Source organism: Fusobacterium sp. DD2 (genome assembly GCF_018205345.1).
In the GTDB taxonomy this organism is placed as follows: domain Bacteria; phylum Fusobacteriota; class Fusobacteriia; order Fusobacteriales; family Fusobacteriaceae; genus Fusobacterium_A.
In genome coordinates, this window is the sequence record NZ_JADRHM010000027.1 from 1 (window position 1) to 13,936 (window position 13,936).

Sequence of the window (13,936 nt, forward strand, 5' to 3'; positions counted from 1 at the left end):
CTGTAAAACTGAGGGGGGATAGTTTTATGAAATTTGGTTTTAGAAAACCCAGTTTGAAAAAGAGTTTATCTGCAAGGACAACTGGAAAGTTAAAAAGAGAGATAAAGAAAGCAGTGGTACCATTTTATGGAAAAAAGGGTACAGGGATAATTAAAGATCCTAAAAAAGCCATATATAATAAAATATATAATAAACTGACCTTTGATATCTTTAAGATTTTTAAATAAAATAATTAAATTACTATTATGAGAGGCTGGTGCAAATTTGTAAAAAATAAAATTCTCTTAGCTATAAATAGTTTCTATTTATTTTGCTTACAGAAAGAAAATCCGAAACTCACTACGTTCAGACAGTCGGATTTTCAGTATTCTGTTTCGCTGCATAAATTACGGAACTATTTCTAATGCTGAGAATTTTATTTTTACAGTTTTAGAGATGCACCAGCCTTTTTTAAGGTATTTTTAAATTTGTTATTTTAAATTATATTTATCTATTGATATTTATAGATAAATATATTATAATACATTCATAAGTGCATTGTACTTCAAAAGTTTTATGAAAAAGTGAGGAGGATAGTTTATGAAATTTAGTTTTAAAATCCAAGTTTGAAAAAGAATTTTTTATTAAGAACAGCTAGAAAGCTAAAAAGAGAGATAAAGGTGGATTATTTGGTAAGAAACAGATATAGAAAAAATATGAATAACTTGACAAAGGTGATATAATATAAGGAGGTAGAATTACATATGTTTAATGAATTTCTTATTGATAATTTAAGTATATTATCTAAAATTGAAGTTCCCCCTAAAAGATTAGATGATATTATTGCTTTTTTTAAAAAATTAAAAAAGGGAATAGAAGATAATGAACGTAGATTTGTATTACTTGGTTTGATATTTTATAAATTTTTGACTAATAAAGAAATGAGGCTAGATTCAACTAGTGGAATAATCTTTGAAAAAATAATGGCAGGCATATTTAAAGGGAAAGTTATAGGCCATAAAGCAGTTAAAATAAATGATGAAAAAAAAGGAGATAAGACGTTAAAAACAAATAAGATATTTAAACCAGATGTTGATTTTGACGGATATAAGGTATCTTTAAAAACATTAAAAGGAAAATTATTTAACATTAATTTATTATGTGAAGATAAGAAATATAAATATGAATTAAGTATTGGTGCAGTTTCTATAACTGCTTTATTAAAAGGAACAGGTATTAATGATGAGGATTTAACAGAAAGAAAGCGCTTAGGTTCAAGGAAGAAATTAATCGCAAATTTATATGATCCACTAATGAAAAATAAAAAAATGGATATATTCCTGAAGAATTTTGAAGATATATTTATGTCAATTTATGGTAATATAGATATAATTGTTTTATTTAAGCGTGGTTATCAAATGAAAGTTTTATTTTTTCATGGAAAAGATTTTGTAGAAAGTTTATTAAAGATAGGAAAAGAAGAAAAAGGCGAGAAACTGTTTAAAGTTTTGAATAGATGGGAAGGAGGTAGCATAAGACTATCATATACAGATTTATTTGAGCAAATGAAACAAGATAAAAAGTTAGAAGAAATCGTTATTAATCTAAATACTGTAGAAAAAAACAAAGAGATAAATGAGAGGGTAAAAGAGATACAAAAAAATATACGCAATTTTTTAAGTGATATTAGTAAATAAAAAAAGAGGCAAAAAAATGGAGACAGAAAATTTTATTATCGCCTTTATACTCACACTTTTTGCAGGTTTGGCAATGGGAGCAGGAGGGCTTTTAGGCTTTATAGGAGAGAGAAAAAGTAAAAACTTCTTTGCAGGGTCTGTTGGTTTTGCAGCAGGGGTTATGCTTTATGCAGCCTTTGTTGAAATCCTGCCAGAATCAATAGAGGGATTAGGAGAGATATTTGGCACTAAGAACGGGTCACTTCTTGGAAGTGGAGCATTTTTCGGTGGAATAGCTTTTATGCTATTTGTAGAAAAGGTATGTCTTCCTCACAACCACCATGGACATCACCACGGAGAAGAGGAAGAGCACCAGCATGAAGAACACCATAGCAAATCAATGTATAGAATGGGAATAATGACAGCAATAGCAATTGCTATACATAATTTTCCTGAGGGATTTGCAATTTTTACTTCAGCTCTTAAAGATACAAGATTAGGGATATCTGTTGCAATCGCCATAGCAATTCACAATGTAGCAGTGGGAATAGCTGTATCAGCACCTATATACTATGGAACAGGTTGTAAAAAGAAAGCCTTTGGAGCAGCACTACTTTCTGGACTTTCAGAACCAACTGGAGCTCTTATTGGGTATTGGGCACTGCATAATTATTTAGATGACAGAATATTTGGAGTGATACTTGCTATAGTTGCTGGTATCATGGTATATATAGCTCTTGACGAACTTATTCCATCAGCTCAGGAAAGTGATAACCATATTGGAACTTACTCACTTGTAGCAGGAATGTTTGTAATGGCAATGACAATGATATTTATATAAATAAAAAAACTTCTCTTAGTTAAATCTTTGAGAAGTTTTTTTATTATCTATTCTATTGTCTATTCCTGAGGAACAAGATTTTTAAGAGGTTTTCCATCTACAAAATCCTGAATATTTTCAAGAGTTGTTTTAGTTATAGACTCTACTGCCTCACGTGTGAAAAATGCCTGGTGAGAAGTGATAAGAACATTGTGGAAAGAAAGCAGTCTTCCTAAAATATCATCCTGAATTACCTGGCTTGATTTATCCTCAAAGAAGTAATCCTCTTCCTCTTCATATACATCAAGGGCAGCTGCACCTATCTTCTTATCTTTTAATGCTTCAACTAAATCTACTGAATCTATTAACATTCCCCTACCTGTATTTACTATTATTACTCCATCTTTCATCTTATTCATAGAAGTTCTGTTAATAAGGTATTTTGTCTGTGGAGTCAAAGGGCAGTTAAGGGATATAATATCAGACTCTCTATAGAGAGTATCCAGATCTACAAATTCAAATCCAAGCTCTTTTGCCACATCATAATTAGGATATGGGTCATATGCAATTACTCTTGTACCAAAACCTTTTAGTATTTTAATAAGAATCTGGGCAATTTTTCCAGCACCAATGATACCTACTGTTTTCTTGTACATATCAAATCCCATAAGACCATTTATTGAGAAATTTCCCTCTCTTGTACGGATATATGCTTTATGTATCTTTCTATTTACTGCAAGTATCATTCCAACTGTATATTCAGCTATTGAATATGGAGAGTAGGCAGGAACTCTTACTACCTGAAATCTCCCCTTGATATCCTTTAAGGAGATATTGTTAAACCCGGCACATCTCATAGCTAACAGCTTGATACCATTTTGAGCTAATAGATCAATTGTTGCCTTTCCAATATCATCATTTGTAAATGCTGATACCACATCAAATCCCTTTGAAAGATATGCAGTCTCTTCAGAAAGTTTTACTTTTAAAAACTTCATTTCAAAGTTGTACTTTTCTCCATATTGAGAGAAGAAGTCAATATCATAATCTTTCATGTCATAAAATAGAATTTTAGTTTTTTTCATATAAACCTCCTTGTAAATATTTTGCTGATTTATTTTATCATAGATAGAAAAAACAATAAATAATTATTTACTTTTTTAGTAAAGAATATGGATAAAAAATTATTTTATGATGTTTAGAAGAAATTTTAATTTTGTTAAAGCTTTTACACTATGTTGCATGTTAGCAGGAATAATAATACTTTTACTTGGTTCTAAGTGATACTCTGTACCATTTAAATTAAAAATACCCTCTCCTTCTAAAACTGTTATAAAAGCTTCACCAGTTGTACTGTGTTCTGGAATAATAACATCTTTATCAAGAGATAAAAGAGCAAGAACTACACTTTCTCTTTGAGCTATAAGTTTCATTGAGTAGTCATTGGGAATATAATTAATTTTTTCTTTTAAATCAAATATTTTTTCTAATTCTAAATTTTTAATATTAGTCATTTTTAATCACCTTTCCATTCTTTGATAGTTATATAATAGCAAAAAAAAGTAAAATTTCAGGTAACATATGTTACGGAAAGAGAAAACTTTATAATAATTATCCACTTTAATTTTTACATATAATTTGCCTAAAAAATGTCAACAGGATAGAGGTTAAAAAAGATAAAAATCATATTTTTTATTAGTAAAAAAAAGGTAGTTTAAGTTCTTTTTGTTCTAAAACAATATATTAATTTCAACTATGCTATTGACAAAACTTAAAAAAAAGGATATATTATTATTAATTAATGAACACGTGACCATAAAAGAAAAGAGGTAAATTATGATAACACAAAAAGAGATAGCTGAAAGGCTTGGAGTTAGTAGAACTACAGTAGCTAGAGCTATAAATGGTAGTTCATTAATCAAGAAAGAGACTAAAGATAAAATACTTGAATTGGTTAAGGAAACAAACTATGAAAAGAATTACATTGGAAGCTCTCTAGCTGGAAAGAAAAAGAAAAAAGTATGTGCTCTGGTAGTAGAGTCAAAAAATCAGTTTTATACTCAGGAGATAAAAAGAGGTATAGAGGAAGCTGGAAAAGAGTTTAAACCATATAACTATAACCTGGATATACAGACAACAGATATTAATAATCCTGAAGCTCAAGTCAAATTGTTGCAGAAAGTATTAAAAAGAAAAGAGCTGGATGGAATTATTATTACACCACTTGATAGAGATAAAATATACGAGGTATTAAAACCACATCTTTCAAAGATTAAGGTTATATCTTTGGGAATTGGATTACATGAACATGTGCCTCACGTGGGACCTGACCATGAAAAACAGGGTAAGATTGCTGCTGGAATAATGGCAACACTTTTACGTTCAGGAGAAAAGCTGCTAGTTATAGATAATGGAGATGACAAAGTTTCATCTAAGGCTTATTTAAATGGATTTTTAAATAGAATAAAAGAGACAGACATCAAGGTTATTGGACCGATAAATGGAAATGGAATAGAAAGCAGTATTGAGCTCATACATAATGCTTGTGAAAATGATGATATAAAAGGAATTTACATAAATAGATATGCCCATGATATTTTGGAGAAACTTCCAAAGAAAACTCTTAATGGGAAAAAGATTGTTACAAATGGAATAGGTAGAATTATAAAAAATCTACTGAAAAAAAGAATCATAACTGCCACTGTTATGGAGGAGATTTCTTCTGAGGGATACAGTGCAGGAAAGAAAATGTTTGAAATACTATACAAGGAAAAGAACCTTGATAGTGTTTGGGATATATCAAAATCAAGAATCATTTTTAACGAAAACATGGAAGACTAAGACAGGAATAAATTAAAACGTAGGAGGTTCAATTATGAAAAAAAGTTTAATCGGATTAGGAATTTTATTTGGGGTAATGACTACCGCTGCATTTGCTGCTGAATACAATTTGAAAATGGGAATGGTTGCAGGAACATCTTCAAATGAATACAAAGCAGCTGAATACTTCGCAAAAGAGGTTAAAGACAAATCAAATGGAAAAATCGAAATCGCTATTTTCCCAAGTGGACAATTAGGAGACGACAGAAGTATGATTGAACAACTTGAAGGTGGAGCACTAGATTTTACATTTGCTGAACTTGGAAGATTCTCAATATTCTTCCCAGAAGCTGAAGCTTACACATTACCTTACATGATGAAAGATTTCCAACACATGCAAAGAGCTACTTGGGACACAGAATTCGGTAAAAAATTAATGGAAAGAATCTACAACGAATTAGGAATCACTATTTTAGCTCAAGGTTATAACGGAACTAGAGAAACTACTTCAAACAAAGCTATCAACTCTATAAAAGATATGGAAGGATTAAAATTAAGAGTTCCTACAGCACCAGCTAACCTTAACTATGCTAAATACTCAGGAGCATCACCTACACCTATGGCATTCTCAGAAGTATACTTAGCATTACAAACTCACTCTGTTGATGGACAAGAAAATCCATTATCAGCAATCAGAGCTCAAAAATTCTATGAGGTACAACCATACCTTGCAATGACTAACCATATTATAAATGACCAATTATACTTAGCGTCAAATGATACTATGGATAGATTAACACCAGAATTAAGAAAAGTAGTTAAAGATGCAGCAGTTGACGCAGCTAAATATCATACAAATCTATTTGTTACAGAAGAAGCTAATTTAAAACAATTCTTCCAAGACCACGGTGTAACAATCACTGAACCAAATACTGATGAATTTAAAGCTGCAATGCAACCAGTTTACGATGAATACATTAAGAAAAATGGAAAAGTTGGAGAAGAAGCAATAAAAGAAATAAACTCTGTTAGATAGTAGCAGAAATTATAGAAGGACAGAAGGAATAAGGGAGTAAGTATGAAAATTATTGATAAGTTAGAAGAGTGGATCGGAGGAACTCTGTTTATGGGGATGTTTGTCATCCTTGTATTACAAATACTTGCAAGACAGGTATTTAGAAGCCCTCTGACTTGGAGTGAGGAACTTGCAGGTTTGATATTTGTTTACGTTGGGATGCTAGGAATCAGTATGGGAATAAGAAGTCAGTCACATGTACTTATAGATTTCCTATTTACAAGATTCTCACCTAAGGTGCAAAAAGTTGTTTTTACAATATCTCAAATTATAATATTTATCTGTATAATATTTATGGGATATTTAGGAAATATTTTATACAAGAAAAAATGGATATTTGAACTTGTATCACTTAAGATATCTAGTGGATGGATGTATTTAGCAATGCCAGTTGTTGCAATACTTATGATTTATCGTTTCTATCAGGCATATAAAGAGAACTATGAAAATGGAAAAGTTCTAATAAAACCTATATTTTTCGTAATAGCATTTATAGCCATAGTTGCTATACTTGCTGTTAACCCTAAATTATTTGATGTTTTAAGACTTTCTAACTATATTCATATTGCACAATATGCAGGATTTGTAACAATTGCAGTATGGCTTGTAATGATATTTGCTGGAGTACCTGTAGGTTGGTCACTAATGGCAGCAACACTTTTCTACTTCTCGTTAGGAAGATGGAATGTAGTGTACTTTGCTTCAGCAAAACTAATAGACAGTTTAAACAGTTTCAGCTTGTTAAGTGTGCCATTCTTTATCCTTACTGGAATACTTATGAATGGTTCAGGTATCACAGAGAGAATATTTAACTTTGCAAAAGCTTTACTTGGTCACTATACTGGAGGTATGGGACACGTTAACGTAGCAGCTTCCCTAATATTCTCAGGAATGTCTGGTTCAGCTATAGCAGATGCTGGAGGACTTGGACAACTTGAGATAAAAGCTATGAGAGATGAAGGTTATGATGATGACCTTTGTGGAGGTATCACTGCAGCTTCATGTATCATAGGACCACTTGTTCCACCTAGTATCAGTATGATTATATATGGAGTTATTGCAAACCAGTCAATAGCAAAACTATTCCTGGCTGGATTTGTTCCAGGTGTTTTAACTACAATAGCTCTAATGATAATGAACTATTTTATATGTAAAAAAAGAGGTTATAGAAAGGCTAAGAAATGTACTTTTAAAGAGCAGGTACACGCATTTAAAGAATCTTTCTGGGCACTACTTACACCTGTTATAATAATTGGAGGAATTTTCTCAGGACTATTTACTCCTACTGAAGCAGCTGTTGTTGCAGCTATGTATTCAGTAATTTTAGGAGCATTTATCTATAAAGAACTTACTCTTACATCTTTCTTCAAACACTGTGTTGAAGCAATGGCAATCAGTGGTGTTACAGTTCTTATGATTATAACTGTTACATTCTTTGGAGATATGATAGCAAGAGAACAGATAGCTATGAAGATAGCTCATGGATTTATGCACTTTGCTGACTCTAAGCTTACAGTACTTATAATGATTAATGCACTTCTACTATTCTTAGGAATGTTTATAGATGCATTAGCACTTCAATTCTTAGTACTGCCAATGCTTATACCAGTAGCGGCAAATGTTGGAATAGACTTGATATTCTTTGGAGTAATGACAACTCTTAATATGATGATTGGAATCTTAACTCCACCTATGGGAATGGCACTATTTGTAGTTGCACAAGTAGGTAAAATGCCAGTTAGTACGGTAACCAAAGGGGTATTACCATTCTTGATACCTATATTCTTAACTCTAGTTACAATTACTATATTCCCATCAATAATAACATTCCTTCCAAACTTAATAATGGGATAAAAGAGTAAAATATGTTAAGATAAAGAGAGAGTGGATACGTTCACTCTCTCAATCTATTATAGGATATGGGTATTATATGGAGGAAGAAATGAAAGTAATTGGAATTGATATTGGAGGTACTGCTGTAAAGTATGGACTTCTAAGAGAAAATGGAACTATCCTTTCAACAGGGGAGTTCCCTACAGACTGCTCAAAAGGAGTAGAAAATCTTTTTAATAATATTTGTAAAGTAATTGATGAAAATCTATCATCAGAGATTTTAGGAATTGCTGTATCAGGAACTGGACAGATAGATGGAAGCATAGGTAAAGTAATTGGAGGAAATCCAATTATACCTGGATGGATTGGAACAAATCTGGTAGAAAGACTGGAAAATAAATATAATCTTCCAGCAGTTCTTGAAAATGATGTTAACTGTGCAGCATTGGGAGAAAAGTGGATAGGTGCTGGAAAAGGTGCTAAAAACTTTATCTGCCTTACTATTGGAACAGGTATTGGTGGAGGTATCATATTAAATGATGATATCTTTAGAGGTGATACATGTGTTGCTGGAGAGTTTGGACATATTCAAATAGTAAAAGATGGAGTGGAATGTCTTTGTGGTAAAAAAGGATGCTTTGAAAGATATGCATCAGCTACTGCACTTGTTAGAATGGTGAAAGAGGAAACAGGAAAAGAGCTCAATGGAAAAGAGATTTTTGACCTTGAAAAATCTGGAGATGAAAAGATAAGAAAGATAGTTGACAGATGGATTGATTATTTTACTGATGGACTTAGCACTATTGCATATATATTTAACCCTTCACTTATAGTGATAGGTGGTGGAGTTACAAAGCAAGGTGATTATCTTTTAAATAGAGTATTAAAAAGTCTAGATGGAAAACTTGGAGAAAATTATAAGAAAAATCTGAAAGTAAAATTTGCAGAACTTGGAAATAATGCCGGTATGCTTGGAGCAGAGTATCTTTTACTTAAAAAGATTGGTAAAATATAAGTAAATTTCAGTAAAAAAACTTTGACAAAGAGTATAAAAAGGTATATTTTTTAGAATGAAAGTATTAAAAACTTTAAGAGGGTGAATGAGATGATATACGGAGAAATTAAGGATATTAAAACATATAAGGGAATATCAGAAGAGTTGGATAAAGCTATAGATTTTATAGCTGCAGGAAAATATAAAAATCCAAAAGTTGGGAAAAACGTTATAGATGGAGATGTAATTTATTTCAATTGCCCTGATGCTCCAAAAACTAAAGCTGAGGAAGATGGATTCTATGAAACTCATAAAAAATATATAGATATCCATGTAGTTTTAGAAGGAGACGAAGTAATTGGATATACTGATGATGTAAAAGTAACTAAAGCATATGATGAAGCTGGAGATTGTGAAATTGCTCAAGGAAAGACTAAGATGCACATCCATCTTGATAACACAAGATTCTTAGCACTATTCCCAGGAGAGCCACATATGGCACTTATAAAATATGGTGTAAATCCAGAGACTATTAAGAAAGTAATATTTAAAGTATTGGCAAAATAAGATTAGGAAGGTATAATATTATGAATAGACTAAATGAAGTAAAAGGAAAACTTATTGTTTCTTGTCAGGCATTACCTGATGAACCATTACACAGTTCATTTATTATGGGAAGAATGGCATATGCAGCACTTGTAGGAGGAGCTTCTGGAATAAGGGCTAACACAGTTGTTGATATTCAGGAGATTAAAAAGAATGTTAAACTTCCAATAATAGGAATAATAAAAGAGCAATATGGTGATAACCAGGTATACATTACACCAACAATGAAAGAGATAGATGCATTAGCAGCTGAAGGTGTAGATGTAATTGCTATAGATGGTACTAAAAGAGAGAGACCAGATGGTCGTAAGCTTGAAGATCTAATGAAAGAAGCAAAGTCTAAGTATCCAGATCAGGTTTTTATGGCAGATATCTCATGTGTAGAGGAAGCCGTAGAAGCTCAAAGGGTTGGATTTGACATCGTAGGAACTACACTTGTTGGATATACAAGTTACACTAAGGGAAATGACCCTTTAACAGAGTTAGAAAAGGTAGTTAAAGCAGTAACTATACCTGTAATTGGTGAGGGAAATCTTGATACTCCAGCTAAAGCAAGAAAAGCACTTGAATTAGGAGCTTTTGCAGTAGTTGTAGGAGGAGCTATAACAAGACCTCAACAGATAACAAAGAAATTCGTAACAGAGATGTCAAAGTAAATTTTTGAACATATTCTGATATAATAATGATATCAGCACCCCTGGTGATACAAAATTTGTTTCAAAGGGGTGTTTTTATATAATGAGATTTGAGTGAACATTTGTTAATTGTATTCAAAAAAATCACTCTTGGTTTTATGATTTTTTCAAATACAAGTGGATAATTTTTATTGATATTAAATTTTTAGTAAGTTTATCAGAGGTTTTTACAAAAAATTAATACCTTATACCACCTTTGAATTATTTGACTTTATACCAATATTGAAAATAAAAAACTAATTTTACCTAAAGTCAAAAAGTACTCATAAAAAGGTTAAAAACTATACGTTAATTTTCTTGATAAAATATTTACATTGGTATAGAATTCAATATAGGTAAGTTTATACTAAAAGGTTAATTATTGGGTAAGGGTATATTTTTAAAAACTGTGTAAACTACGAAACAATTTAGATAATATTTATTTGAGGTGAGGATATTGAAAAAAACTAAAATAGTTTGTACAATTGGACCTAGAACAGAATCAGTGGAAATGTTAAAGACACTTTTAAAGACAGGAATGAACATGATGAGATTAAACTTCTCTCATGGTGACTACGTAGAGCACGGAAATAGAATAATTAACTTCAGACAAGCTCAAAAGGAAACTGGAATAAGAGCGGCTTTATTACTAGATACTAAAGGACCAGAAATCAGAACTATAAAACTTGAAGGTGGTCAAGATGTATCTATCGATGCAGGACAAGAATTTACAATAACAACTGACAAATCAGTTATAGGAAATAAAGAGAGAGTAGCAGTTACTTATGAAGGATTTGCTCGTGACTTAAAAGTTGGAGATACAGTTCTTATAGATGACGGTCTACTTGCATTTACAGTTAAAGAAATCAAAGGAAACGAAGTAAAATGTATTGCACAAAATAGTGGAGATTTAGGAGAAAACAAAGGAGTTAACCTTCCAAATGTAAACGTAAATCTTCCAGCACTTGCAGACAAAGATATTAGCGACCTTAAATTTGGTTGTGAACAAGGAATAGATTATGTTGCAGCTTCATTTATAAGAAAAGCTGATGACGTAAGAGAAGTAAGAAGAGTACTAGATGAAAATGGTGGAAAGAGAGTAAAAATCATTTCTAAAATAGAAAATAGAGAAGGATTAAATAACTTCGAAGAAATCCTAGCAGCATCTGATGGTATCATGGTTGCAAGAGGAGACCTTGGAGTAGAAATCCCACTTGAAGCTGTACCAGTAGCTCAAAAAATGATGATTAAGAGATGTAATGAAGTAGGAAAAGTAGTTATTACAGCTACTCAAATGCTTGACTCTATGATCAAAAATCCTAGACCAACAAGAGCAGAAGTAAACGACGTAGCAAATGCTATATTAGACGGTACTGACTGTGTAATGTTATCAGGAGAATCAGCTAAAGGTAAATATCCAGTAGAAGCTGTAACTGTAATGGTTCATGTTGCAGAAAAAATGGATCCATTAGTAGAAGTTCAAAGAAACTTCAGCAAACGTAAAGCTACAATAACTTCTGCAGTGGCAAAAGGAACTGCTGACGTAAGTGAAGAATTAGGAGCAAAAGTAATAGCTGTTGCAACTCAATCAGGAAGAGCTGTAAGAGATATGAGAAGATACTTCCCACAAGCAACTATACTTGGAATTACTAATGATGAAATATCAGCTAACCAAATGTCAATCTTAAGAGGTGTTGTACCTTACTGTGATAAAAACATTGAAACATTAGAATCATTCTTTAAATTAGCTGAAAAGATTTCAGTTGATTTAGGACTTGCTGAACCAGGAGATATCGTAGTAGCAACTTGTGGAGAAAAGATATTCCAAAAAGGAACTACAAACTCAGTTAAAGTTATAAGAGTAAAAGAATAATTGGTTAAAATATATTAAAAAGATAATAAATTGTGATATAATTATTAATAAACAAAAACACTTAGGAGGTTTTTTAGATGACAAGAATAGTCGATGTAGTAGCTAGAGAAATACTTGATTCAAGAGGAAATCCAACAGTTGAAGTAGATGTTATGCTAGAATGTGGAGCAATGGGAAGAGCAGCAGTTCCATCAGGAGCATCAACAGGAGCTTATGAAGCTGTAGAATTAAGAGATGGAGACAAATCAAGATTCTTAGGAAAAGGAGTTTTAAAAGCAGTTAACCACGTTAATACTGAAATAAAAGAAGCTATCTTAGGAATGGACGCTATTGACCAAGTTGCAATAGATACAGCTATGATAGAATTAGATGGAACTCCAAATAAAGGAAGATTAGGAGCAAACGCTATACTTGGTGTATCTTTAGCAGTAGCTAAAGCAGCAGCTCAAGCATTAGGAATGCCTCTATATAAATACTTAGGAGGAGTAAACGCTAAAGAATTACCTCTACCTATGATGAACATCCTAAACGGAGGATCTCACGCTGACTCTGCAGTTGACGTACAAGAATTCATGATCCAACCAGTAGGAGCAAAAACATTTGCAGAAGCTATGAGAATGGGATGCGAAGTATTCCATCACTTAGGAAAATTATTAAAGAAAATGGGAGATTCTACTAACGTAGGAAACGAAGGTGGATATGCTCCAGCAAAAATCAATGGTACAGAAGGAGCTCTTGACCTAATCATGGAAGCTATCAAAGCTGCAGGATATGAACCAGGAAAAGACGTAACTTTCGCTATTGACGCTGCTTCAAGTGAATTCTGCGAAGAAAAAGACGGAAAATTCGAATACCACTTCAAAAGAGAAGGTGGAGTAGTAAGATCTTCTGAAGAAATGGTAGAATGGTATGCTAAACTTGTTGAAAAATACCCAATTAAATCAATAGAAGATGGATTAGGAGAAGACGACTGGGCTGGATGGCAATTACTAACAGCTAAAATCGGAGATAAAGTTCAAATAGTTGGAGACGACTTATTCGTAACTAACACAGCTAGACTTAAAAAAGGAATCGAATTAAAAGCTGGAAACTCAATCTTAATCAAACTTAACCAAATCGGTACTTTAACTGAAACTTTAGATGCTATCGAAATGGCAAAAAGAGCTGGAATGACTGCAGTAGTTTCTCACAGATCTGGAGAAACTGAAGATGCTACAATAGCTGATATCGCTGTTGCAACAAATGCAGGACAAATCAAAACTGGTTCAACTTCAAGAACTGACAGAATGGCTAAATATAACCAATTATTAAGAATTGAAGAAGAATTAGGATCAATGGCTCAATACAACGGAATTAACGTATTCTATAACATAAAAAAATAGTTGAGTAAATTAAAGCTCCCCTCATTTGAAGGGAGCTTTTTTTATTATCTAAAAAAGAAAAAGAGGTAAAGTAAAATTATTACAATACCTCTTAATCTGAAAATTTTTAACTTGTTTACGTCACGAAGATACTCTCCCAAGCTAGGGTCTACCGAAAATTTTCAAAAAACGGTAACACATTTTCGCTAGGACGAACTTTTCTAA

13 protein-coding genes are annotated in these 13,936 nt (G+C 32.1%); 11 read left to right on the forward strand and 2 right to left on the reverse strand.

The features are described from left to right. From IX290_RS05705 to zupT, 3 genes are all read left to right on the forward strand, one after another. Positions 1-227, forward strand: a 227-nt coding sequence (locus IX290_RS05705; protein WP_249168868.1) for a hypothetical protein, incomplete at its 5' end; no start/stop codon positions are given. A gap of 516 nt (positions 228-743) precedes the next feature. Next, entirely contained in the window at positions 744-1,676 is a 933-nt protein-coding gene (locus IX290_RS05710) for a hypothetical protein (protein ID WP_211492249.1), read from the forward strand. Positions 1,677-1,692: 16 nt separating this feature from the next. Beyond that, complete coding sequence (gene zupT, locus IX290_RS05715; RefSeq protein ID WP_211492250.1) at positions 1,693-2,496, forward strand: zinc transporter ZupT; 804 nt, start codon at positions 1,693-1,695, stop codon at positions 2,494-2,496. Between the two features lie 59 nt (positions 2,497-2,555). Here the strand turns inward: zupT and IX290_RS05720 are convergent, their stop codons facing one another. Together IX290_RS05720 and IX290_RS05725 are read right to left on the reverse strand one after the other, a co-directional pair. After that, positions 2,556-3,560: a 2-hydroxyacid dehydrogenase gene (locus IX290_RS05720; RefSeq protein WP_211492251.1), complete on the reverse strand. Its 1,005-nt coding sequence runs from the start codon at positions 3,558-3,560 to the stop codon at positions 2,556-2,558. Positions 3,561-3,659: 99 nt separating this feature from the next. Beyond that, positions 3,660-3,989 carry a cupin domain-containing protein gene (locus tag IX290_RS05725; protein WP_211492252.1) on the reverse strand — a complete coding sequence of 110 codons (330 nt, stop codon included), beginning with the start codon at positions 3,987-3,989 and terminating at the stop codon, positions 3,660-3,662. Between the two features lie 322 nt (positions 3,990-4,311). Here IX290_RS05725 and IX290_RS05730 point away from each other — a divergent pair, with 322 nt between their 5' ends. From IX290_RS05730 to eno, 8 genes are all read left to right on the forward strand, one after another. Further along, positions 4,312-5,316, forward strand: coding sequence for a LacI family DNA-binding transcriptional regulator (locus IX290_RS05730; RefSeq protein WP_211492253.1), 1,005 nt, complete (start codon positions 4,312-4,314; stop codon positions 5,314-5,316). Positions 5,317-5,347: 31 nt separating this feature from the next. Beyond that, the gene (locus tag IX290_RS05735) at positions 5,348-6,331 is read left to right on the forward strand and encodes a sialic acid TRAP transporter substrate-binding protein SiaP (protein WP_349290742.1); all 984 of its coding nucleotides are present in this window, start codon (positions 5,348-5,350) and stop codon (positions 6,329-6,331) included. A gap of 42 nt (positions 6,332-6,373) precedes the next feature. Then, positions 6,374-8,224 carry a TRAP transporter large permease subunit gene (locus IX290_RS05740; RefSeq protein WP_211492255.1) on the forward strand — a complete coding sequence of 617 codons (1,851 nt, stop codon included), beginning with the start codon at positions 6,374-6,376 and terminating at the stop codon, positions 8,222-8,224. Positions 8,225-8,312: 88 nt separating this feature from the next. Next, positions 8,313-9,218: an ROK family protein gene (locus tag IX290_RS05745; RefSeq protein WP_211492256.1), complete on the forward strand. Its 906-nt coding sequence runs from the start codon at positions 8,313-8,315 to the stop codon at positions 9,216-9,218. Positions 9,219-9,308: 90 nt separating this feature from the next. Next, on the forward strand, positions 9,309-9,764 hold the full coding sequence (locus tag IX290_RS05750) for a YhcH/YjgK/YiaL family protein (RefSeq protein WP_211492257.1): 456 nt from the start codon (positions 9,309-9,311) through the stop codon (positions 9,762-9,764). Between the two features lie 20 nt (positions 9,765-9,784). After that, complete coding sequence (locus IX290_RS05755) at positions 9,785-10,459, forward strand: N-acetylmannosamine-6-phosphate 2-epimerase (RefSeq protein ID WP_211492258.1); 675 nt, start codon at positions 9,785-9,787, stop codon at positions 10,457-10,459. 475 nt (positions 10,460-10,934) lie between these two features. Beyond that, on the forward strand, positions 10,935-12,350 hold the full coding sequence (pykF, locus tag IX290_RS05760; RefSeq protein ID WP_211492259.1) for a pyruvate kinase PykF: 1,416 nt from the start codon (positions 10,935-10,937) through the stop codon (positions 12,348-12,350). A gap of 77 nt (positions 12,351-12,427) precedes the next feature. Next, positions 12,428-13,732, forward strand: a complete 1,305-nt coding sequence (gene eno / locus IX290_RS05765; protein ID WP_211492260.1) for a phosphopyruvate hydratase — start codon at positions 12,428-12,430, stop codon at positions 13,730-13,732. The last annotated feature ends 204 nt before the right edge of the window (positions 13,733-13,936 follow it).